Annotated in this window: 22 protein-coding genes, 1 tRNA gene and 2 pseudogenes; 14 read left to right on the forward strand and 11 right to left on the reverse strand. The window is 65.4% G+C overall.

Annotated elements, in window-relative coordinates; genetic code table 11:
- The first annotated feature begins 85 nt into the window (after positions 1 to 85).
- Both R2APBS1_RS10500 and R2APBS1_RS20540 read left to right on the forward strand, forming a co-directional pair.
- Entirely contained in the window at positions 86 to 1,372 is a 1,287-nt protein-coding gene (locus tag R2APBS1_RS10500) for an NRAMP family divalent metal transporter (protein WP_007508163.1), read from the forward strand.
- A gap of 388 nt (positions 1,373 to 1,760) precedes the next feature.
- Entirely contained in the window at positions 1,761 to 1,925 is a 165-nt protein-coding gene (locus R2APBS1_RS20540; RefSeq protein WP_236127011.1) for a hypothetical protein, read from the forward strand.
- A gap of 57 nt (positions 1,926 to 1,982) precedes the next feature.
- On the opposite strand, the gene galE is transcribed toward R2APBS1_RS20540, so the two are convergent.
- Complete coding sequence (gene galE / locus R2APBS1_RS10505) at positions 1,983 to 2,990, reverse strand: UDP-glucose 4-epimerase GalE (RefSeq protein ID WP_007508158.1); 1,008 nt, start codon at positions 2,988 to 2,990, stop codon at positions 1,983 to 1,985.
- A gap of 622 nt (positions 2,991 to 3,612) precedes the next feature.
- On the opposite strand from galE, the gene R2APBS1_RS10510 reads away from it, so the two are divergent.
- The 3 genes from R2APBS1_RS10510 (at position 3,613) to R2APBS1_RS10520 (ending at position 6,634) form a co-directional block, all read left to right on the forward strand.
- Positions 3,613 to 4,047, forward strand: coding sequence for a low molecular weight protein-tyrosine-phosphatase (locus R2APBS1_RS10510; protein ID WP_027489443.1), 435 nt, complete (start codon positions 3,613 to 3,615; stop codon positions 4,045 to 4,047).
- Between the two features lie 283 nt (positions 4,048 to 4,330).
- Positions 4,331 to 5,608, forward strand: a complete 1,278-nt coding sequence (gene tviB / locus R2APBS1_RS10515) for a Vi polysaccharide biosynthesis UDP-N-acetylglucosamine C-6 dehydrogenase TviB (RefSeq protein ID WP_015447937.1) — start codon at positions 4,331 to 4,333, stop codon at positions 5,606 to 5,608.
- Positions 5,609 to 5,623: 15 nt separating this feature from the next.
- On the forward strand, positions 5,624 to 6,634 hold the full coding sequence (locus R2APBS1_RS10520) for an NAD-dependent epimerase (RefSeq protein ID WP_015447938.1): 1,011 nt from the start codon (positions 5,624 to 5,626) through the stop codon (positions 6,632 to 6,634).
- A 168-nt stretch (positions 6,635 to 6,802) separates the two neighbouring features.
- Here R2APBS1_RS10520 and R2APBS1_RS10525 read toward each other — a convergent pair whose 3' ends face one another.
- Positions 6,803 to 9,466 carry a TonB-dependent receptor plug domain-containing protein gene (locus tag R2APBS1_RS10525; protein WP_015447939.1) on the reverse strand — a complete coding sequence of 888 codons (2,664 nt, stop codon included), beginning with the start codon at positions 9,464 to 9,466 and terminating at the stop codon, positions 6,803 to 6,805.
- Between the two features lie 250 nt (positions 9,467 to 9,716).
- Here R2APBS1_RS10525 and R2APBS1_RS20115 point away from each other — a divergent pair, with 250 nt between their 5' ends.
- From R2APBS1_RS20115 to R2APBS1_RS10530, 3 genes are all read left to right on the forward strand, one after another.
- On the forward strand, positions 9,717 to 10,058 hold the full coding sequence (locus tag R2APBS1_RS20115; RefSeq protein ID WP_157769737.1) for a hypothetical protein: 342 nt from the start codon (positions 9,717 to 9,719) through the stop codon (positions 10,056 to 10,058).
- Positions 10,059 to 10,142: 84 nt separating this feature from the next.
- On the forward strand, positions 10,143 to 10,298 hold the full coding sequence (locus R2APBS1_RS20395; protein WP_162129405.1) for a hypothetical protein: 156 nt from the start codon (positions 10,143 to 10,145) through the stop codon (positions 10,296 to 10,298).
- Positions 10,292 to 10,528 (forward strand): hypothetical protein, encoded by a 237-nt coding sequence (locus R2APBS1_RS10530; protein WP_007508149.1) that lies wholly within the window; start codon positions 10,292 to 10,294, stop codon positions 10,526 to 10,528. The genes R2APBS1_RS20395 and R2APBS1_RS10530 overlap by 7 nt, the downstream gene beginning before the upstream one ends.
- A gap of 101 nt (positions 10,529 to 10,629) precedes the next feature.
- Here R2APBS1_RS10530 and R2APBS1_RS10535 read toward each other — a convergent pair whose 3' ends face one another.
- Positions 10,630 to 11,067, reverse strand: coding sequence for a universal stress protein (locus tag R2APBS1_RS10535; RefSeq protein ID WP_015447940.1), 438 nt, complete (start codon positions 11,065 to 11,067; stop codon positions 10,630 to 10,632).
- Between the two features lie 485 nt (positions 11,068 to 11,552).
- Between R2APBS1_RS10535 and R2APBS1_RS10540 the strand changes: the two genes are divergently transcribed.
- From R2APBS1_RS10540 to R2APBS1_RS20695, 5 genes are all read left to right on the forward strand, one after another.
- Entirely contained in the window at positions 11,553 to 11,831 is a 279-nt protein-coding gene (locus R2APBS1_RS10540; protein WP_041676759.1) for a hypothetical protein, read from the forward strand.
- On the forward strand, positions 11,828 to 12,424 hold the full coding sequence (locus tag R2APBS1_RS10545; RefSeq protein WP_015447941.1) for a hypothetical protein: 597 nt from the start codon (positions 11,828 to 11,830) through the stop codon (positions 12,422 to 12,424). Before R2APBS1_RS10540 ends, R2APBS1_RS10545 begins: the two co-directional genes overlap by 4 nt.
- A 17-nt stretch (positions 12,425 to 12,441) precedes the next feature.
- A complete protein-coding gene (locus R2APBS1_RS20120) occupies positions 12,442 to 12,705 on the forward strand; it encodes a hypothetical protein (protein WP_015447942.1) in 264 nt (87 codons plus the stop codon).
- Between the two features lie 270 nt (positions 12,706 to 12,975).
- Complete coding sequence (locus tag R2APBS1_RS10550; RefSeq protein ID WP_015447943.1) at positions 12,976 to 13,329, forward strand: hypothetical protein; 354 nt, start codon at positions 12,976 to 12,978, stop codon at positions 13,327 to 13,329.
- 51 nt (positions 13,330 to 13,380) lie between these two features.
- Positions 13,381 to 13,587, forward strand: a complete 207-nt coding sequence (locus R2APBS1_RS20695) for a type II toxin-antitoxin system HicA family toxin (protein WP_217154263.1) — start codon at positions 13,381 to 13,383, stop codon at positions 13,585 to 13,587.
- A gap of 53 nt (positions 13,588 to 13,640) precedes the next feature.
- Here the strand turns inward: R2APBS1_RS20695 and R2APBS1_RS20125 are convergent, their stop codons facing one another.
- From R2APBS1_RS20125 to R2APBS1_RS10575, 7 genes and pseudogenes are all read right to left on the reverse strand, one after another.
- Positions 13,641 to 13,949 (reverse strand): hypothetical protein, encoded by a 309-nt coding sequence (locus R2APBS1_RS20125; protein ID WP_157769738.1) that lies wholly within the window; start codon positions 13,947 to 13,949, stop codon positions 13,641 to 13,643.
- Positions 13,950 to 14,266: 317 nt separating this feature from the next.
- A tRNA-Ser gene (locus R2APBS1_RS10555) sits at positions 14,267 to 14,356 on the reverse strand.
- A gap of 169 nt (positions 14,357 to 14,525) precedes the next feature.
- Entirely contained in the window at positions 14,526 to 14,885 is a 360-nt protein-coding gene (locus tag R2APBS1_RS10560; protein ID WP_015447945.1) for a hypothetical protein, read from the reverse strand.
- A pseudogene (gene serS, locus R2APBS1_RS20660) lies at positions 14,882 to 15,505 on the reverse strand (serine--tRNA ligase); the annotation flags it as partial. The gene R2APBS1_RS10560 and the pseudogene serS, both read right to left, overlap by 4 nt.
- A gap of 147 nt (positions 15,506 to 15,652) precedes the next feature.
- A pseudogene (locus tag R2APBS1_RS20665) lies at positions 15,653 to 16,315 on the reverse strand (serine--tRNA ligase); the annotation flags it as partial.
- Positions 16,316 to 16,455: 140 nt separating this feature from the next.
- Complete coding sequence (locus R2APBS1_RS10570; protein ID WP_015447947.1) at positions 16,456 to 17,034, reverse strand: hypothetical protein; 579 nt, start codon at positions 17,032 to 17,034, stop codon at positions 16,456 to 16,458.
- Positions 17,035 to 17,111: 77 nt separating this feature from the next.
- The gene (locus R2APBS1_RS10575; RefSeq protein ID WP_081602819.1) at positions 17,112 to 18,467 is read right to left on the reverse strand and encodes a replication-associated recombination protein A; all 1,356 of its coding nucleotides are present in this window, start codon (positions 18,465 to 18,467) and stop codon (positions 17,112 to 17,114) included.
- 172 nt (positions 18,468 to 18,639) lie between these two features.
- Between R2APBS1_RS10575 and R2APBS1_RS10580 the strand changes: the two genes are divergently transcribed.
- Complete coding sequence (locus R2APBS1_RS10580) at positions 18,640 to 21,678, forward strand: ligand-binding sensor domain-containing diguanylate cyclase (protein WP_015447948.1); 3,039 nt, start codon at positions 18,640 to 18,642, stop codon at positions 21,676 to 21,678.
- Between the two features lie 261 nt (positions 21,679 to 21,939).
- Here the strand turns inward: R2APBS1_RS10580 and R2APBS1_RS10585 are convergent, their stop codons facing one another.
- Positions 21,940 to 22,161, reverse strand: a complete 222-nt coding sequence (locus tag R2APBS1_RS10585) for a hypothetical protein (RefSeq protein WP_015447949.1) — start codon at positions 22,159 to 22,161, stop codon at positions 21,940 to 21,942.
- Positions 22,162 to 22,223 lie beyond the last annotated feature (62 nt).

Consider the following 22,223-nt stretch of genomic DNA (forward strand, 5'->3'; position numbering starts at 1 on the left):
CTCGTCACACACACGGTTCGACGGTTCCATCATCCGGACAGATACCCTGCCGCAGTGCCGGACAGGATCACCCAGCGGAAACCCCATGGCCGTACGCGAAAACACCGAAGACGGCGGCCCGGAAACCCCGCCCTGGAAAGACCTCGGCGCCGGCCTGATCACCGGCGCGGCCGACGACGACCCCAGCGGCATCGCCACCTACTCGCAGGTGGGCGCGGCATTCGGCTACGGCATGCTGTGGGCGGCGCTGGTGACCATGCCGCTGATGATCGCGATCCAGGCGATCAGCGCCGGCATCGGCCGCGTCACCGGCCATGGCCTGATGGACGGCATGCGCCGGTATTACCCGCGCACGCTGGTTTACGCGCTGCTGATGCTGGTCTTCGTCGCCAACGTGATCAACCTGGCGGCCGACATCGGCGCCATGGGCGCGGCGCTGAAGCTGCTGATCGGCGGGCCGGCCCTGCTCTACGCCGCGCTGTTCGCCGGGCTGTCGCTGCTGCTGCAGGTGTTCATCCCGTTCACCCGCTACGCACCGATCCTGAAGTTGCTCACGCTCAGCCTGTTCGCCTACGTGGCCACCGCGCTGGTGATCGACGTGCCCTGGCGCGCGGTGCTCAGGAGCATCGTGCTGCCGCCGATCCGCTGGGACGCGGCCTACGCCATGGGCCTGGTCGCCCTGCTCGGCACCACCATCAGCCCTTATCTGTTTTGCTGGCAGGCCTCCGAGGAAGTGGAGGAGATCGAGACGAGCAAGCGGCGCAAGCCGCTGCAGGACGCGCCGCAACAGGCACCAAGCGCGCTGCGCCGGATCGGCATCGATACCACGGTGGGCATGATCTTCTCCAACCTGATCGCGTTCTTCATCATCCTCACCGCCGCCGTGGTGCTGCACGCGCACGGCAAGACCGACATCCAGTCCTCGGCCCAGGCCGCCGAAGCGCTGCGACCGCTGGCCGGTGATCTGGCCTTCGCGCTGTTCGCCGCCGGCATCATCGGCACCGGCCTGCTCGCCGTGCCGGTGCTGGCCGGTGCCACCGCCTACGCCGCCGCGGGCGCGTTCGGTCGGCGCAGCGGACTCGAACACAAGCCGCACGAAGCCCGCTTCTTCTACGGCGTGCTGATCGGCTCCGCCCTGCTCGGCATCGCGCTCAACCTCACCCCGCTCGACCCGATCAAGGCGCTGTACTGGAGCGCGGTGATCAACGGCGTGGCCGCCGTGCCACTGATGGTCGCGATGATGCTGATGGGTTCGCAGCGCAAGGTCATGGGCGACTTCACCATGCCCTGGCCGTTGAAACTGTTCGGTTGGCTGGCCACGGCGGCGATGGGGGCAGCGGTGGTGGGGATGTTCGTGACATGGGGGAAGTAGGGCCCGTCCGAAATTCGCCGCTGGCGACGCCGCCGAAGCTTTCAGTCCGCCGTTGGAACCCGAGGCGCCCGGCATCCCGGTGATCCTGCATCTGTCTGCCGGCCGGTGCCACGGCGGCAACAATGACCGTTATGCGGCGCTGTGCGCCGAGCTGCAGTACTTGCCGCGCGATCGAGGAAGCGCTGCAGATGGAGCCGGCGATCATCGAACTGGCTGGCGAATTCACCCAGCACCAGCATGTGCTGTTCCTCGGCCGCGGCGTGCAGTATCCGGCGTCGCCGAACGGCCCACTGCTGGACAAGCTGAAGTCGAACCTGCAGGAAGTGCGCGCCCGCGGCGGCCGCCTGATCGTGTTTGCCGAGGCTGCCGTCGGCATGGACTGGACGACTTGGCCGGCAACGGCATCATGCTGCGCGTGCAATCCGGCGGCAGCTTCATCGCGCCGGCCGTGTTCACCGTGCCGCTGCAGCTGCTCGCCGACCACGTCGCCGTGCGGCGCGGCACCGACGCCGACCAGCCGGGCAACCCGGCCAAATCGGTCACGGTGGCATAGGAGCGACGAGTGAGTGGAGAGGAGTGAACAACGGGAGAAAGGCCTCCTCCCCGAGGTTCATGCCCTGTCAGCCAGCGTTGCGGGCTCCCGTGCGAGCTTTCGTTCCCACAGCAGTGCCGTGCCCACGATGACATCCAGGTCGTCGTACCGAGGCCGCCAATCGAGTCGCTGCTTGAGCCGGTCGCTGTGCGCCACCAGCATCGGCGTATCGCCGGCCCGACGCGGCAATTCGATCACCGTCAGCGGGTGGCCGTCGACGCGTTGCACCGCGTCGATGACTTCGCGCACGCTGTAGCCGTGGCCGTAGCCGCAATTGAGAGTCAGTGATTCGCCGCCATCGCGCAGGTGGTCGAGTGCCTGCAAGTGGGCTGCGGCCAGATCCTCCACATGGATGTAGTCGCGGATACCGGTGCCGTCCGGCGTGTCGTAGTCGCTGCCGAAGACCGATACGCTGGCGCGCTTGCCGACCGCATGCTCGCAGGCAACCTTGATCAGCAGCGTCGAGTGCGGCGTCGAATGCCCGATGCGGCCCAGCGGATCGCAACCGGCGACGTTGAAGTAGCGCAGGGTCACGTGCCGCATCGCTCCGGTGGCGCAAAGATCGCGCAGCATGGTCTCGGACATGAGCTTGGACGCGCCGTACGGGTTGATCGGCCGGGTGGGCGTGTCCTCGTCGGCCATGCCGTTCTCGGTCACGCCGTAGACCGCAGCGGTGGAGGAAAAGATGAACCGCTCCACGCCAGCCTCCGCGCAGCAGGCGAGCAGGCTTTGCGTGTTGCAGGTGTTGTTGCCGTAATACTTGAGCGGGTCGCCCAGCGATTCGGGCACCACCGTATGCGCGGCGAAATGCAGCACCGCATCGACCCGATGCCTGCCCAGCACGCGGGCAACCAGGGCGCGATCACCGACATTGCCGACCACCAGTTCGGCACCACGCACCGCGTCGCGAAACCCGGTACTCAGATTGTCGATGACGACAACGCGCTCGCCACGTGCGACCAGCTGCTGCACGACATGGCTGCCGATGTAACCGGCACCGCCGGTGACGAGGACGCTGTTGTTCATGAACGGTACTCCTTCATGGACCGCGGAAACCCGCGCTCGGCCCGGACGGCACGCCGGCAGCCGCTGCGCTTGTGGATCGACGGTGCCTGCGCTGCAGCAAAGACGTCCGGTATCCGCACCGGCAGCATGGACACGTGGCGTGCTTGCCGGCAATGCGCTCCAGCGGCGCGTTCACGATGTGCAAATTTTTTCGTGACGCACCCGCACACCGCCACTGATCGGATCGACTCCCGCCTGGCAGCGTCAATTCGACAAAGACTCAAACTCGGCCAACATTCACCCGGCCAACTTCACGGCCAAGGCAAACTGGCGTGAAAATCGCTTTCACATTCACATTCACATTTGCATGACTCGCAGCGCTGGTAATCTTTGGTATTTCAACGACGCCTCGAAAACCTCCGAGACTGCAAGAACGGGATAATCGAGATAAGGCAAGCCACCGTCACTCACGGCTCGGTTATTGACTTAATCATCACAAGTTACATGACCTGGCTCCGGCAGAAATGCCATGGGCACCTGCTATAAAAGACCTTCTCCAAAAACAGACAGAGGGCCGATCTCGCTATCTCTTGCGTCCTTGATCGACGCCAGCTGGCTTGGACCCCGGGAGCAAGTCGGCACCGTGTACAAACGGATACTGATTGTCTGCGTGGGCAACATTTGCCGCAGCCCTATGGCTGAATACCTGTTTCGACAGCGCATGGCGACGCGCGGCATCGAATTCAGCAGCGCCGGGCTCGGTGCGCTCGTCGGCAGCCCGATGGATGCGACTGCCTTGCAATTGCTTGCCGAAAACGGCATCGACGGCACGATGCATCGCGCGCATCAGCTGACACCTGCCATCCTGCGCCAGGCCGATTTGGTACTGGGCATGGAAAAGAACCATGTAGCCGCAATGATTCGGCTCGCCCCCGAGGTCCGCGACAAGGTTTACCTGCTCGACAAATGGCTGCACGGGAATGACATTCCCGATCCCTATCGCCAGCAACGGACTGTCTTCGAGCATGTTCACGAGATAATCACGCAGGGTGTCAGCAGCTGGGAGCCCCACCTGTGACTCCCATCCCTACGAGTCGAGCATCCCCATGACCCTCATCAAGGACCCCATGCAGCGCGACCCTGCTGGACCAGCCGCTGCTGCAGATCGCCGGCAAGAACGGCAGCTATGCCCTGGTGGTCGGCAACGTGGGCCACCGGCACACAGCGCACATGCCCATTGCTTTCCGGGCAATCGGCAGCCCACCCGAACATTGACACGCGGAGGCGACCGGCCGCAGTCTGCGACTGCCGGGGCTGCACGCGCATAAGGCTGTCCACTCAAAGCATGTTGAGGTGACCGAATGCGGAACATGGAGAACACCAAGCTCGCCATCGTGGGCCTGGGCTACGTCGGCCTGCCGCTCGCCGTGGAGTTCGGCAAGCACTACGACACCGTCGGCTTCGACATCAAGAAGGCCAGGATCGATGAGCTGGTTGCCGGTCGCGACAACACGCTGGAAGTGGACACCGCCGAACTGGCCGCGGCCACGCGCCTGCGCTTCAGCGCGGAGCTGGACGACCTGCGGGACCGCGACACCTACATCGTCACCGTGCCCACGCCGATCGATCTCGCCAAGCGCCCGGACTTGACGCCGCTGATCAAGGCCAGCGAAACCCTGGCCAAGGTGCTCAAGCCCGGCGACGTGGTGGTGTACGAATCCACCGTGTATCCCGGTTGCACGGAAGAAGTGTGCGTCCCGATCCTCGAAAAAGGTTCTGGTCTGGTCTACAACCGCGATTTCTTCGCCGGCTACAGTCCCGAACGGATCAACCCGGGCGACAAGCAGCATCGCGTCACCGGCATTCGCAAGGTCACGTCGGGCTCCACGCCGGAAACGGCCGATTTCGTCGATCGCCTGTACAGCTCGGTGATCACCGCCGGCACGTACCGGGCCAGCTCGCTGAAGGTGGCCGAGGCGGCCAAGGTCATCGAGAACACCCAGCGCGACCTGAACATCGCGCTGGTCAACGACCTGGCCATCCTGTTCAACAAGCTGGGCATCGACACGCTGGAAGTGCTCGAGGCCGCCGGCACCAAGTGGAACTTCCTGCCGTTCCGCCCGGGCCTGGTGGGCGGCCATTGCATCAGCGTGGATCCGTACTACCTCACGCACAAGGCACAGGAGGTGGGCCATCATTCGGACGTGATCCTGGCCGGCCGCCGCACCAACGACGGCATGGGGCCGTACATCGCCGGCGAAGTGATCCGCCTGATGGTGCGCAAGGGCATCAACCCGGTGCAGGCGCGCGTGCTGATCCTGGGCCTGGCGTTCAAGGAGAACTGCCCGGACCTGCGCAACACCCGCGTGGTCGACATCGTGCTGGCGCTGCACGGCTACAACGCCCAGGTCGATGTCCACGATCCGTGGATCAACGCCGCCGAAGCCGAGCACGAATACGCCATCACGCCCCTCGCCCAGCCGCAAACCGGCAGCTACGACGCGGTGATCATCGCGGTCGGCCACCAGCAGTTCGTCGGCATGGGCCCGGCCGGCATCCGCGCGTTCGGCAAGGCCGCCTCGGTGCTGTACGACGTGAAATGCCTGCTGCCGCGCGAAGCGGTCGACGGCCGCCTCTGAGCGGGACTTCATGCCATGAAAGTACTGGTCACCGGCACCGCCGGCTTCATCGGCTCGCATGTCGCACTGCAACTGCTCGAACGCGGCGATGAGGTCATCGGCCTCGACAACCTCAACGACTACTACGACGTCAACCTGAAGAAGGCCCGGCTGGCGCGTTTCATCGCGCACCCGGGCTATACGCATGTCCATGCCGACCTGGCCGACCGCACGGCGATGGAGAATGCCTTCGCCGCGCACAAGCCGCGGCGCGTGATCAACCTGGCGGCGCAGGCCGGCGTGCGCTATGCGGCCGAAAACCCACACGTGTACGTGGCCAGCAACGTCACCGGTTTCCTGCACGTGCTGGAAGGTTGCCGCCGGCACGAGGTGGAGCATCTGGTGTTCGCCTCCACCAGTTCGGTGTACGGCGCCGACACCGCCATGCCGTTTTCCGAGCATCAATCCACCGAACACCCGCTCACCCTCTACGCCGCGTCCAAGAAGGCCAACGAGCAGATGGCGCACAGTTACGCGCACCTGTACGGCATTCCGTGCACAGGGCTGCGCTTCTTCACCGTCTACGGACCGTGGGGCCGCCCGGACATGGCGCTGTTCCTGTTCACCCGGGCGATCCTGGCCGGCGAGCCGATCAAGGTGTTCAACCACGGCCGGCACAAACGCAGTTTCACTTACGTGGACGACATCGTGGAAGGCGTGATCCGCACACTGGATACGTTGCCGGGCAAGGACAGCGACTGGAACGGGAACGCCCCCGATCCGGCCAGCAGCGGGGTTGCGCCGTACCGGCTGTACAACATCGGCAATGCGGAAGCGGTGGAACTGCTGCGCTACATCGCGGTGCTGGAGCAGTGCCTGGGGCGCAAGGCGCAAATGGAAATGCTGCCCATGCAGGCGGGCGACGTCCCCGATACCGAGGCGGACGTGTCGGAGCTGATCCGGGCAGTCGGCTACGCCCCGAAGGTTCCGATCGGCACCGGCATCGCAAACTTCGTGAGCTGGTACCGCGGCTACTACGGCGTGTAGTCGGCCTACGCCGGGGCGCGGGCAGGTGCATTGTCAACAGGATGCAACTCGTGGCGGTGGCCGCCCTGTTCGTTCTCGACCGCCCCACGCTGCAGATGGAGGCCCGCGGCTGAATCGGCCGTCTCCCCGGACACGCCCGGGGAGACGGCCCCGCATGGCGGCGGGTGGTCAGAAGCTGGCCGTCACCCGCGCGTACCAGAACGCGCCGTTGAAACCGAACGGCGAGGTGAGCGCGTACTTGACGCCCAGAAATTGCAGCGTGCCGTTCTGCTCCTTGCCAGGGTAGGTGTTGAAGACGTTGTTGCCTCCGACAGCCACCGTGAAGGTGTCGTTGAATTTGAAGCGTGCCTCCAGGTCGAGCAGCGTCTTGCCGCTGTAGTGATCCACGTCGTCCGGCGGGTTGTTGCTGCCGAACAGGCCGACCGTGGTGCTCCAGCCGCCGTAATGGTTGATCCGGGCGATGACGTCGAACCGGTCCAGCCCGTAGTCGAAGCTGAGTACTGACCGGCTCTTGGGCACCTGGTGTTCGAGGTCGTACACGAAATCGTTGTTGAGTGTGTTCGGCTTGACCTTGACCACGTCCTGCGTATTGCGGTTGTAGCGGAAGTCGATGTTGAGCCTGCCGTTGCCCAGTTGGTGCAACGTGTCGACCACGAAGTCGATGCCGTGGACATGGGAGCCGAACGCATTGCCGAAGTAACTGGCGTCGCTGCCGAGCAGCAGTTGCGCATTCGGGTAGCCGCCGGCGGCGAGCTGATCGACGGTGGCCTGGGTCACGGTCTTGCTGACCAGGCCGATGCGGTTGTCGATCCTGATCCGGTAATAGTCCAGGCTCGTCGTGACGTTGTCGACCGGCGTCCATACGGCGCCGACGGACAGGCTCTTCGACGTCTCAGTCTGCAGCGGCGTCGAGCCGAGCGCGCGCGCCACCGGGTTGTTCACCGGATAGGTGCCGCTGGGGATCAGGCCACCCTGGGCGTTCGCGGTGGTGGTGACGTTCAGCGTGTTCGCCTGGCCCGGGGTCGGCGTGCGGAAGCCGGTGTTGTAGGTACCGCGCAGCGCGAACGTGTCGGTGAACGCATAGCGGCTGGAAAGCTTGTACACCACCTTGGAACCGTAGCCGTTCGCATGCTCGTAGCGCACCGCCGCGGCGCCCGACCACTTGTCGGTGAGGTTCGTCTCGGCGTCGAAGTAGGCGGAGTCGCTGTTTTGCGTGAACCGCCCGGCCGCGCTGGTCGGAAAGCCCTGGAAGGCATCGGAGCCCACGCCGAACACCGACGCGGTCGGCCCCACCGCGATCGAACCGGCGTCGCCCTGGTGGATGATGTAGGTCTCCTGGCGCCATTGCGCACCGAAGGCCAGCGTGAGCGGCGAGTTGTCGAACGAGCGGACGAAATCCGCGCCGGCGCCCTGCTCCCGCTGGGTCAGCTTGCCGGGGTGGAAGCTGGTGGGTGAAAGGCTGCCCAGGCTCGGGTTGATCGAACCCTGCAGCCGGTAGTCGACCTCGTTGCTGCCGGTGCGGTAGTGCGCATCCCACTGGAAGTTGCTCTGCCCGCCGCCGCGCACGCCGCCGACCAGCTGGTGATCGGCGATGTCCGCGCCGAACATCGGGCTGTAGCCGCCGGGGAACTGCGTGTAGATCGGGTTGAGCAGCACCCAGCCGCTCGAACTCGCGGCGTTGGCCGTGAGGTAGTTCGCCGGATTGCCGCCGCCGGCGACGATGCTGTCCACCAGCGACTGCGGCGCATCCGCCGGCGTCAGGGTGCCGCTGGCGTAGTTGACCAGCGTCGAGCGGCCGGCGATGCCGTACTGCGCCGGCAATACCGGGTTGCGGTAGAAGAAGCTGGACAGGACCTTCTTGTCCATGAAGTTGCCGTAGCCGTACAGCTCCACGTCGCCCGTCAGCGGCAGGCCGGCGTTGACGAAGAGCTTGTTCGACTTGGTCTGCGGGTCGCCCCAGCGCTGGCCGAGGCCGTTGTACGGCACCTGGTTCGCACCCACCGCCGCCGCGACGAGCGCCGCGTTGTGCTGCGGAATGCCGCGCGAAGTGGGATCGGTGGTCTCGCGCTCGGCGCTCACGTGCACGAAGCCGTCGGCGCCGAGCGGGAATCCGGCGTCGGCGTCATAGCGCCGCAGGTCGCCATCGCCCTTGTCGTACTTGCCCAGCTCCGCGCCGACCGTCACGCCCTTGGGAGCCTTCTTCAGGATAACGTTGACCACGCCGGCGATCGCATCCGATCCGTACAACACCGAGGCACCGTCGCGCAGCACCTCGACGCGCTCGATCGCGTTGGACGGAAACACCGAGAAATCGACCGCCTGCGCGCCCTGGTTGAAGGTGCCGAGCGGATCGATCTGCAGGTTGACCAGCGCCGAACGATGGAAGCGCACGCCGTCGACCAGCACCAGGGTCTGGTCCGGCGACAGGTTGCGCAACGACACCGGCCGCACGAACGCCGTGCCGTCGGCGATCGGAAAGCGCTGGGTAGTCAGCGACGGCACGATGTTGGTCAACGCGTCGGTCAAATCCGCCGACGGCTGGTTCGTGATCTGGCTGCCGCTGAACGCGTCGATCGGCGAGATGGACTCAGTCGGCGACAGGCCGGCCCGGTGCGTGCCGGTCACCACGACTTCCTGCAGGGTGGTGGTCGATTTGGCCTTCGCCGCATTGCTGCGTCCCTGCGCCGTGGTCGCCTGGCTGGCCGTGGCCTGCCCGCTGTCCGACGCTCCCGGATCCTGCGCCTGCGCCGAACACGCGACCAGCGCCGCGGCGGCAAGCGCTGTGCGCACTGCGCGCAAAAGCACGATGTTGACCCCTGCATGGTTAGGCATTTTCTCTCCCCTTCTGGTTGGCCCTGTATCCCCTACAGCGCAACCTACTCCGACCCTTTCCACCAAAAAAGTCCCCCATTGGTAGTACGTGCGTGAAATCACCCTGTTGGCGACAGCCTCGCCACTCGGCGCACTCGTCACCGCACCGCGCTCGGCTCCGGCGGCACCCTGGGCATGCCGACACTGGTCTCTTCGTATGTACTTGCCACCCGGGTTCGCACGACAGGAGTTGGGACGTTGGAGGCAGGAAGTGGGCTTTGCCGTTCTTGTGGGCGTTCCGTTGCACGGGCGACCCGGTCACTCCAATGCTGTCGGCGACTCGAAAATCCAGCCCGCCATATCGCCGCAAAAAATTGCAGGTGGCTCTGACACGCTTAGCCTCTGCGGCCAAGGGAAGTGCGCACTGATGGGCGTTCGGCGCACGGTCTGCCGCGCCTTGCAATACGCGCCCGTGGCCGTGCTGCATGGTGACAGGTCGTTGGCGATCCGTTCCACGACGTCGCGATCCATCGTCGCCTGGCACGAAGCGTCGCCGTTCAAGGTCTGCGCCATGAACAGCGGCAACGTGGTCATCGGCGGAAACAGCCGCTAACGGTGCGCAGGCATTTGCCTCGTCGTCGGCACCCTGATCGTCCACGAGCACAATGCAGCGAAGGGATGCGCCGCATTCCCGCAAATGCTCGCGCTGACCGTAGCGGTATACGCACTGTTCTTCACCATGGCCGACAGCGACGCCTTGACCGCCGTCGCGACCTGGTTCCGCAACCTGCCATTGACCTATGGCCTGCGGCCGACAAGCGAGGGGATTACCGCTACTTCTGCGGCGTGCTGATCGGCTCCGCCCTGCTCAGCACCGCACTCAACCTCACCCCACTCGACCCGGCAAAGGCGCGGTACTGGAGCGCCGTGATCAACGGCCTGGCCGCGGTATCGCTGATGGCCGCGCTGATGCCGATGGGCTCGCAGCGCAAGGTCAAGGGTGAATTCACCACGTCGTGGTCGCTGAAACTGTTCGGCTGGCTGACCACCACCGCGATGGCGGCGGTGATGTTCGTGATTTAGGGGAAGTGAGGCCTGGCCAGGCACAGCCCAGGCGGCGACCGGACGACCCTCGCCGGAGCCAGCCGCACCCCTTCGATCCGCGGTTCGCCGGCACCCGGCGCTCAACGGCATACCAACACTGGAATCTCGCTTTCCAGCAGCGTCTTGTGGGTCTCGCTTCCGAGCAGCAAGCGGGTCACGCCGCGCCAGCCGTGCGATGCCATGACCACCAGGTCGCAGTGCTGCGCACGCGAGGTCTCGAGGATCGCCTCATGCGGGTGATCATTGAAAACATAGCTGCTGCCGCATTCGACACCGGCCGCCTTGGCCAGCTGCTGCACTTCGGCCAGATAACGCTCGGCGCGCACAACGGCGTCCCGCGCGTACGTGGCCTCGGTGGCAGTCACCATCTCGGCCATGTAGGCGATGGTGTGGAACGGCGGCACCACATGCAGCGCATAGACCTTCGCCTTGCATGCCTGCGCCAGTTCGAGGCCGAGCTTGACCGCGCGCAACGAGAGCTCCGAACCGTCGATGGGAAGAAGGATGTGCTTGAACATGGCTGGCTCCTCGGTTGGGTTGGATCCTCGGCGGCAGGGCGTGGCCATCATCAATGTCCAGTTCGCTGCCGGTCATGGATTCTGATTCGTCAATGGCGAGCTCATCCGGCTCGTCCCTGTGGCCGGGCGGATGCAACGCGCCGATCTCGCGTCGGTGTTGCAGTGGACCGCCCTGCACTGCCGCGATGTACCGTCACCAGTCGAGCCGCGCAGGCCGCCCCGCTGCCCCATGCGCCATCAGTTGCCCTGCCGTCCAGCTTGCCCACGCTCGTGCCTTCGGTATCGACGACCGCAGCATGCGCACGCCCGCAGGGGGCGGTGTTGACCACGATCAAGTGGACACTGCATCGCGAACCTGGTTGATTCCAGTCAATCGGGCCGTGCCGAAGCGGGTTCACGAGGAACCCGTGCGGCAGCGTGAAGGATCGAGTCCTGCCTGATTCATCGTGAACGTGGACAGGGCGAATGCGGATATCCCTTGTCGCATGGCGCAGGTGGCCCGTTGCAAAGCCGACCAAGCAAGGCCTTGCTCGTCGCTCGTCGGCGCGCTGCCGGACATCGCCAGCATCGTCGTTCTTCCCGCGACGCCGCTGGCGACCGATCCCGGCCTTGCGTTGCTGCCGGCTGCCTTCTCCGTGTTCCCGATCGCGGCGACGATGGCCTCCCCGCCGGTCGAAACGGCCACGCGACGATTCATGCATTTCGCCAACGATGCCTCACCGGCGCAACAAGCTGGCGAGCAGACCAGGAGCAAGGCTTCATGAGCGACCCGTGGACGCACCTGCTGCAGCTTGCCTACTTCATGCTTCCCGCCTATTGCGCCAACATGGCGCCACCCTTCACCCGGTACTGGCGCGGCTGGAACCGCCCTATCTACGAGCGCCTCCTCGGCAGCCACAAGACCGTGCTCGGCTTGCTGTGCAGTGACCCGCTGGCATCGCATCATGCGGCGACGTACATCGACAAGACCGGCGTAGGCGCTGGTCCCTGGGACATGTTCAAAGAAACGCGCACGAAGCGCATGCACGCTGTCACGATCACTTCCGGCACCGCCGTCACGCGCACCGCCGATGGCTGGCATGTCGCCAAGCTGGAACTGGTGAGCCGGATACAGGCGCTGTTGCATTCGGGCGACCTGCTCATTGAGCCGGAACTAGCCGATGCCGCAACGCTAGCGCGTGAGCTGCAAGACTTCCGGGTGACTTTCAGCACGGCAGGTAATGCGCAATTCGGCGCGCGCGAAGGCGCACACGACGACCTGGTGCTGTCCGTGGTCACGGCGATCTTCGGGGCGACCCGCGCCGAGCCGGTCATGGAGCTGGGGCTGATGATACCGGGCAATGGTTACCGCCACTGACGGCGGCGCAGCGGTCGGTGGCCGTGAAGCGCAGGGCGGAAATCTGGACAGCACTGCATCCAGAACAGGTGGGAAAAGATTTCCCACCTGTTGCTAAACACGGCCGGCCGCAACCGAAAGCCTTTGCCGCCGAAACGGCTGAAGCATCCGGCATGACCAAACGGTCAATCAATCAACACCTCGCCCGCGCCGAAGCCCTTGGCGACGACCTGGATGAAGTGGCCGGTACATCACTGGACAAGGGCGTTGAGTTGGACGCGCTGGCAGCCTGCCTGCCGTGAGGTGTACGGTATCAAGAGGTGGGGATTGGTCGCGTGCGCTGAATCGGGAACTGGGAGGACTGGCGTTCAGCCGCGTCGGCTACGCGATGGTGGATGGTGGCGCCGATTCTCGGATGGGCGAGATGATGACCGCTGTTGACACATTCTTCGCTAAACCGTTAGATCAACCTTGTCAAGCTTGACTTAGAGCAGATTTAACAATTCAACCGAGCACGGAGCCTAGAATAGGCGGTTATCGAAAGCAGTTCCGGTCACGGACGGGGGTCTGAGATGTCGTCAAATAAACGGAAAGTCAGATGCTATGCGGAGAAGATCGGGAAGCAATGGCAGGCGTTCTGTATTGACTTGAACCTCGCAGTACAGGCCGACACGCTGCCTGACGTACGAGCAAAGCTCGAAGCGATGATTAACAGCTACCTGAAGCTGGCCATGGAGCAAACGGATCCGCAATACCAGCGCGACATGCTGTTCCGACCTGCCCCGCTCGCCATTCAGCTTCGCTACTGGTATGTCCGCGCGGCGGTCGCCTTCGACAACATCGGCCGGCCTCGCCATCACGGCGGCCGTCATGATCATCGCGGAAAGTTCGAACTGATGTCGTTTCGACAGCCGGCGCTCTGTTGAGTGGGAGGCAAACCGCAGCTAGATTGCCGCGCGGTCAAATCACTCCTGAAGATGCTGGGATTCAGTAAAGTCCGTCAGGATGGTTCGCACGAGCATTATCAGATGATGGCGCGAGGCCACATGCGTACAGTCACGGTCGACTGTCCGAAGGCGCCCTTCTCTCATGACCTCGTGCATTCCATGGCCAGGCAAGCCGGTCTAAAGCAGTCCGAGTTCTATGCGGCAAGCAATGGAATGATGCCGTCACCTTGGCCTTAGTTCGGCTTCACTCCCACACCAAGCCCGCTACAGCGGGCTTTTTTGCTCTGCTGCTACGCGCCCACTTTCAGCAGCGATGTATCGACCCCATTTGAGCCGCGAGATAGAAGCTCCCAATTCTCGAAGCACGCGCAGACATCGGGGGGCTCGACAAGCTTCCACGTATTCATGCTGAGCGCCGCCAAGTTAATTCCAGCGACGGTCTTCCAAGTGATCACGATGTATGCGTCATCGTCGGTAACCAAAAGGTTGCCGGGCGTGTATCTAGCTTCGCTAACTGCCGCTGGAACCTCAAACTTCGCGAGCAGATCGCCAACTGGAATTGCTAGCACCACTTTAGATCCTGCTGTGGCAATGCTCATGAGCGTTAGCGAAAACCTCTCGTCACCAGCAAGAGATATGCTCGCTGCCGGGCGCCTTTGATCATCTGGATCTACGCGCAAGCAATACTCGCGCACAGCTCCCCTAACCGACACTTCGTAGAAGAAGGCCCCCGGCTTTAGGCTGGCGACACTTTGGGATTTAAGTCCCTTGAGGGGAACAGTAATTGTCATAACGCCCCGTTCGAATGGAGGCAAGACTAGCGGTTATGGCACGTTGCAGCAGGTGGGAACAAAGCGTGATACGTCAAACGAATACAACAAAAAAGCCCATGAAATCATGATCTTAGTTGCATATCTGGCGGAGAGAGTGGGATTCGAACCCACGGTAGTGTTGCCACTACGGCAGTTTTCAAGACTGCTGCCTTAAACCGCTCGGCCATCTCTCCAGACTTGTTCGCGATCTTCTGCGAGGGTCGCCATGCTATCAGGAACACGGCGACGGGTGCCTGTGGGGGAAGCCGGATGATCGTGGTTCCGATTCTGCAGGAGCGCACCCTGTGCGCGAGCTCTTCGTCACGTGACCAAAAGCATCGCGCACAGAGTGCGCTCCTACAGTCAGGTGCCCTTCTTCGACAACGCCACCAGGCACCCCGCGAGAATCCCCACCGGAATCAACGCACCGAGCAGCGGAACCAGCAGCACCGGTTCGCGTACCACCATCGGCACCAGTTGGGTGGCACTCGCGAAGGCGATGATGGCGAGGCGCCAGCGGCGGCTGCGGCGGGCGAACCAGAAGCTGGCGAGCACCAGTGCCATGGCCACCACGGACAGGTCGAGGTCGAGCACGGGCATTCGCCACACGCCGTCGAAACCTAGCCGCATGCCGATCACGGTGGCCAGCACCGCCAGCAGGAAGAAGCTGGTGTAGAACTCCACCCTGCCCCAGCGGCCGTACCCGGATGCCGGCGTGTTCACGCGATGCTGTCCAGACCAGCCATGTACGGGCGCAGCACTTTGGGCACGTCGATCGAACCGTCGGCATTCTGGTAGTTCTCCATCACCGCAATCAGGGTGCGGCCGATGGCGAGACCGGAACCGTTGAGCGTGTGCACCAGCTCGGGTTTGCCGGTGTCCGGGTTGCGCACGCGGGCCTGCAGCCGGCGCGCCTGGAAATCCTCGCAGTTGGAGCAGCTGGAGATTTCGCGGTAGGTCTGCTGGCTGGGCAGCCACACTTCGAGGTCGTAGGTCTTGACCGCGGTGAAGCCCATGTCGCCGCTGCACAACAGCACCTTGCGGTACGGCAGGCCGAGTTTCTGCAGCACCTTCTCGGCGTGGCCGACCATTTCCTCCAGTTGCGCATGCGACTGGTCAGCATGGGTGATCTGCACCATCTCGACCTTTTCGAACTGGTGCTGGCGGATCATGCCGCGGGTGTCGCGGCCGTAGCTGCCGGCTTCGGCGCGGAAGCACAGCGTGTGCGCGGTCATGCGCAGCGGCAGTGCGTCGGCGTCCTGGATGGTGTCGCGCGCCAGGTTGGTCAGCGAGACTTCGGCGGTGGGAATCAGGTATTTGTCGCGAAAGCTACGCGCGACCTCAAATGCCGCATGCATATCACCAGCATCAAGGTCTCCAGGATTTCTTCGTTCGTCCGCGCGCACTTTGTAGCGTTTATGAAGAGCCGAAAAGGCATCTGGAGCAATCGTCATGCTCCACTGATCGTCACGAACCTCAGGCAGCCTAAATGTGGCGAACAGGTCTTCCTCGAACTTCGGCAGCTGGCCGGTGCCCTGCATGCTGTCGGCGTTGACCAGCACCGGCACGTTGCATTCGAGGTAGCCATGCTCGGCGGTGTGCAGGTCGAGCATGAACTGGCCCAACGCGCGGTGCAGATGGGCGAGCTGGCCGCGCAGCACGGTGAAGCGCGCGCCGGACAGCTTGGCGCCAGCGTCGCCGTCGAGCCAGCCGTGGCGCTCGCCCAGTTCGACGTGGTCCTTCACTGCGAAGGCGAACTTGCGCGGCGTACCCCAGCGGCTGACCTCGACGTTGTCCTTCTCGTCCTTGCCGACCGGCACGGACGCGTGCGGGATGTTCGGGATGCCCAGCGCGATGTCGGCGAGCTTCGCCTGCACCTCCGTCAACGCCTGCTCGTTGGCCTTGAGCTTGTCGCCGATACCGGCGACTTCGGCCATCAGCGATGCCGTGTCCTCGCCCCTGGCCTTGGCCTGGCCGATCGACTTGGAGCGGGTGTTGCGCAGGTTCTGCAGATCCTGGGTCTCGGTGGCCAGCTGCTTGCGGGCGTTCTCCAGCGACTCGACGGCGGCCACGTCGAGCGTGTAGCCACGGGTTTCGGCGAGGCGAGCGGCAGTTTCGGCAAGGCGCGAACGCAGCAGGGCGGGATCCAGCATGATCGAAGTCCGGGTGAAGGCTTGAACCGTGAATTATCGCTGTCGGGCGGCTGTTGCCGCAATGCAACGCGCGCTTTCACTCCTCCCCTCTGCACACAGGGGAGGGAGAACGGCATCCCGCGAGGAGGGAGCCAGGCGACTCATCTGGCCAGCTTGCGTTCACTGCGACCCAGCCACCAGGCGATCGCGGCGCCAGCGAGCAGCCAGCCGACGAGTTGCTCGACCAGCGCGGCCAGGGTGAAATCGAGCGGGAAGCGATACCAGTTCCAGTACGGCAGCGTCGTGCTCAGCCAGGCAAAGACCGCCGCGGCCGCGGCCAGCGCCACGCGCCGCCGGAAACCCAGCCCGGCCAGCCCCAGCACGAAGGCCAGCGCCAGCGCGGCAAGCGTATCGGATGCCCACTGCCGTCCGATCTGCGGCCCCATCTGCATCAGGTCGTCGCCTTGCGGCAGGTAGACCACCCAGGCGTACGGCGACGTCGCTGCCTTGGCCGAATAAGCCTTGATCACTGCTTCGTCGCCCATCCGCTTCGGGTTCAGCGACGGCAGGATGTAAACGCCCGGCTGATCGCCGAGACCTTCATGCAAGCTGTTCAACACGACGCTTTCGTTGGCCGGCATCTGGATGCCGACATTACCCAGCCCCAGCGCCATGTGCGCCGCCACGCCCCACGCAAAGATCACGATGCCGCCGATCAGACCTGCCACGAGTACGCGCATGGTTCACCCTCCCGGTCGATGCGGCGAATCTAGGTCGGGCACCGGGGCGGCGGCAAGGGTGCGCGCAGCAGCCGACGTTATTTGCCGCGGGCCTTGGCGCGGGCGGCGCGCAGGGCCAGCAGCTTTTCGCGCAGTTGCAGTTCCAGGCCGCGTTCGACCGGCTCGTAGAAGATGCTGCCAGCCAGTGCATCGGGCAGGCATTGCTGGTCCAGCGCGATGCCGCCTTCGGCGTCGTGGTCGTACTGGTAGCCCTTGCCGTAGCCGAGGCCCTTCATCAATTTCGTCGGCGCGTTGCGCAGGTGCATCGGCACTTCCAGCGTGCCGCCGCTGCGCACCGCGTCGCGGGCCTTGTTGTAGGCCATGTAGGCGGCGTTGCTCTTGGGCGAGATGGCCAGCCAGATCGCCAGCTGGGCGAGGCCGAGCTCGCCTTCGGGGCTGCCCAGGCGCTCGTAGGTATCCCACGCGTCCAGCGCCATGCGCCAGGCACGCGGCTCGGCCAGGCCGACGTCTTCCACCGCCATGCGGGTCATGCGCCGGGCCAGGTACAGCGGGTCGACGCCGCCGTCGAGCATGCGGCACAGCCAGTACACCGCCGCGTCGGGATCGGACGAGCGCACCGACTTGTGCAGCGCCGAAATCTGGTCGTAGAACTGCTCGCCCTGCTTGTCGAAACGGCGGGTGCGGTCGGCCAGCACCTGGCTCAGGGTGGTTTCGTCGATGCTGCGGTCTTCGGCCAGTTCAGCGGCGATTTCCAGCAGGGTCAGCGCGCGGCGCACGTCGCCGTCGGCGGCCTGGGCGATCGACTCCAGCGACTCGTCGGAGACTTGCAGCTGCAGTTCGCCCAGGCCGCGTTCGCTGTCGATCAGCGCGCGCTTCAGCGCGGCGATGATGTCGTCGGTGGAGACCGGTTCCAGCACGTGCACGCGGCAGCGCGACAGCAGCGCGGAGTTCAGCTCGAACGAAGGGTTCTCGGTGGTGGCGCCGATGAAGATGATCACGCCGCGCTCGATGTGCGGCAGGAACGCATCCTGCTGGGTCTTGTTGAAGCGGTGCACCTCGTCGACGAACAGCACGGTGCGCCGGCCTTGCGCGAAGTTCAGTTCGGCCTCGGCCAGCGCCTTGCGCACGTCCGGCAGGCCGGACAGCACGGCGGAGATTGCGCGGAAATCCGCATCGGCGTAACGCGCCACCAGCAAGGCCAGCGTGGTCTTGCCGCAACCGGGCGGCCCCCACAGCACCATCGAGTGGATCTTGCCGGCCTCCAGCGCGCGGCGCAGCGCCTTGTCCGGGCCGACCAGGCGCTGCTGGCCGACGATCTCGTCCAGGCTGCGCGGGCGCATGCGTTCGGCCAGCGGCTTGAGCGCATCGGGTTCGGCGAACAGGCCGGGGCTGGATGGCGAGGCGGGACGGGGCATCCGGGCATGATAAGCCATGCCTGCCGATTCATCTGATGGCAGCGGATTGCCGGTATGATTCCGGCACGCAGCGGTGCTTGACCCGCTGCGTGTCGCCGGGGGCAGGATGCAGAAGGGGGCCGCTTCCCTCCAGGGGAAGGATCACGACGGGTCGTGCCGACGCACGCCCGACAGGCGGGTGCCGCCACGCATGAGCGACGCGCATCGCCGTCGCCGGCGTTTCCGGCTGCCTCTGGCGGGTCTCTTTCTGCTGTTTTTGCTGGGCTCCGCGGCGCGCGCCGACAGCGGCGATCCGTGGGCGCCGTTCGATGCCCCCTGGTTCGACCAGGTCGGCATTTCCGACGGTTTGCCGCATTCGGTCACCACCGCGATAGCCCAGGACCGCGACGGCCTGATCTGGATCGGCACCATGGGCGGCCTGGTCCGCTACGACGGCTATCGCCTGCAGGTATTTGGCGCCGGCAGCGGCAAGGCGCCCGGCCTGCCCGACGCCTACGTGCGCAGCCTGCTTGCGCTGCCCGATGGCAGCCTGCTGATCGGCACCAATACCGGCGGGGTGGCCCGCTTCGAGCAGGCAGACAACAGCTTTCGCGTCTATCCGGTCGGTGCCGGCGGCCTCTCCGACCGCAAGATCTACGCGCTCGGCGAAGATCATGCCGGCGGTGTCTGGATCGCCACCGAGAACGGACTGAACCACCTCGACCTGCGCACCGACGCGATCCGCCGGGTGGACACTGGGCCGGATACCTCACCGCGCAACTTCAGCGTGCTGCAGGACCGGCACGGCAACCTGTGGCTGGGCAACAACAACGGCCTGTTCGTGCACCGCGCAGGCAGCGACGCCTTCGTGCGGCCGTCGACGCCGGACGGTCCCGCCGCTGCGGTGCTCGGCAACCAGATCTGGTCCGTCATGCAGGATCGCGAAGGCCGCCTGTGGGCGGGCAGCGTGCAGGCCGGCGCGGCGTATCGCGATACCGACGGCCGCTGGCACGGCGTGCCGGGCTTCAGCGGCTACCCGGACGGCGCACGCCACTCGACCGTGCGCGACTTGCTGCAGACCGCCGGCGGCGCGGTATGGATCGCCACCGACGGTGGCGGCGTGCTCGAGTACACGCCCGGCGACGCCGGCGTGCGGCGGATCGATCACGACCCGGCCGTGCCTTCGTCGCTGCCCGGCGACTCGGTGCGCGCGCTGCTGCGCGATCGCTCCGGGAACATCTGGGCGGCCACCGACCTGGGCGTCGCGCACCACAACCCGCAGGCGCGCATCGCGTTCTCGCTGCTGCCGTCGCCGCTGGAGGGCAACGCGCTGTCCGACACCAACGTGCACAGCATCTTCGTCGACTCGCGCGGGCGGATCTGGCTGGGCCTCGGCGCCGGCCACATCGACGTGATCGACCTGAAGGCCGGCCGCATGCGCCACCTTCACCTGGATGGCAGCCAGACCCAGCGCGACGTGCGCAGCCTCGCCGAAGTCGACGGTTCAATCTGGGTCGGCACCCAGGGCCTGGCGCGGATCGACCCGGACACGCTGGCGATCGCGGATTCGGTGCTGCCGGCGTTGCACGACAAGCCGGTGCTGAGCCTCAGGCGCGACGGTACGCACCTGCTGATCGGCACCTACGACGGCCTTTACCGCTACGACACCCGCAGCGGCACGCTGGAACACGCCAGCCACGTGCCGAGCGATCCGGCCAGCCTCGCCAGCGATACCGTGCGCTACATCGCGCAGGTGGGCGACGACTGGTGGTACGGCACCAGCCGCGGCCTCAGCATCGCCCGCGGCGACAGCCTGCCGCGCCGCTTCATCAACCTGCGCCATCGCGCCGACGACTCCGCCAGCCTGCCGCAGGACCTGATCGGCTCGATCAGCCGCGGCCCGCACGGCCAGGTCTGGGTCAGCACCTTCGACGGCCTGGGCATCGTCGACCCTCCCGTCGACGGCGAATCGTGGCGCTTCCGCACGGTCGGCCCGGCGCAGGGCCTGTCCAGCAACAAGGTCACTGCCGTGCTGGCCGACGACCACGGCCGGTTCTGGGCCAGCCTGTCCAACGGCGTGGCCAGGATCGACGGCGATACGCACGAGGCCATCAGTCTCGGCACCCGCGACGGCCTGCACATCGCCAGCTACGTCAATGTCGCCGCGGCACGCGCACCCGGCGGCGAGCTGCTGTTCGGCGGGCTGGGTGGCTTGACCGTGATCCGCCCGCACTGGCAACCGTCGGCGGTCGCCACCACGCCGCTGGCGATCACCAACGCCGTCGTCAACGGCGTGGCCATGCCGTTCGGCAAACTGCCGGCCAGCGGCGCGAAGGTCACGCTGGATCGCGGCAATCGCAACCTGCGCCTCGACTTCGCCCTGCTCGACTACCAGGTACCGATGGAAACCGCCTACAGCTACCGCATGGACGGCCTCGACGAGGACTGGACGAACATCCCCAAGGGCAGCCTGCCCAGTGCGATCTACACCAGCCTGCCACACGGCCAGTACCGGCTGCGCCTGCGCGCCGCCACCCGCGGCCTGCAGCCACGCACGGTCGAGACCGACCTGGCGCTCGCGGTCAAGCCGCGCTGGTACGAAACCACCCTCAGCCGGGTGGTCGCCGCCCTGTTGCTGGCGGCGCTGATCGCCACGCTGGTGCATTTGCGCACCCTGTACCTGGGGCGGCAGGCGGCACAGTTGCAGCGGCAGGTCGACGAGCGCACGCGCGACCTGCTCGTGGCGAACCGGCGCCTGGACGAACTGGCCAGCACCGACGGCCTGACCGGCGTCTACAACCGCCGCCGCTTCCTGGAGCTGGCCCGGCTCGAGCGCGAACGCGCCCAGGCCGGCCCGAGCTGCATCGCGCTGTTCGACCTGGACCGCTTCAAGCTGATCAACGACACCCACGGCCACCTGGCCGGCGACGCCGTGATCCGCGGCGCGATCGAGGTGATCCGGCAACACTGCCGCCAGGGCGACCTGGTCGGCCGCTACGGCGGCGAGGAATTCGTGCTGTGCCTGCCCGACACGCCATTGTCGCTGGCGCGGGAGATCGCCGAGCGCATCTGCGCGGCGCTGGCCGCCACCACGGTGAACCACGACGGGCGCCCGATCCCGGTGACCGCCAGCATCGGAATCGCCGCGCTGCGGCCGGGCGAGTCGATCGAGCAATGGCTGTCGCGCGCCGACAAGGCGCTGTACGAGGCCAAGCGCGCCGGTCGCAACCGTTGCGCCGTCGCCAGCTGAGCGGTGCTCAAGCCGCGTCGGCGTCGATGCCCCGTATCAGCGTGTCCCCACCGCGACAGGTCCATCCGGGCGGCTGATTCCTGACATGGTACGCGTGCCCGCATGAGGGCTGCGTTGTCCAGTTCGATGCAGCTCACCTCGGGCGCTCAACGAAGCCCGTGTTTGTCCGGGCGGCGATCGGCCCGCCGCCACGCTGTTTCCCGTCGTCCTTTCCCGCCCCATCCCTGCAGCTATGGCACCGACACGTGACGCTGGCAGCCGCTAGCGCGTCCGCGGCCTCTTGGCTGCAGTCGCGGTCTTTTCAGCAAGGTTGTACTCGCTTTGCCAGGAGTGCCCGGACTTCTGCTCGATATAGTCCCGGATCAGCTGGCGCACCACCTGCGACGGCGTGGTGTCGTCCCCCGCACACAAGCGCTCGAACACCGCCTTCTTGCGTGGATCGATCAGGACAGTCAGGCGGGCCGTACGGCTTTCTGTTGGCATGCGAGTATCATCGGCTATACACTAGATCATCATACTATGATAATAAAATTATCATGACAAAC

Origin of the sequence: Rhodanobacter denitrificans, assembly GCF_000230695.2 — a bacterium.
Taxonomy (GTDB): domain Bacteria; phylum Pseudomonadota; class Gammaproteobacteria; order Xanthomonadales; family Rhodanobacteraceae; genus Rhodanobacter; species Rhodanobacter denitrificans.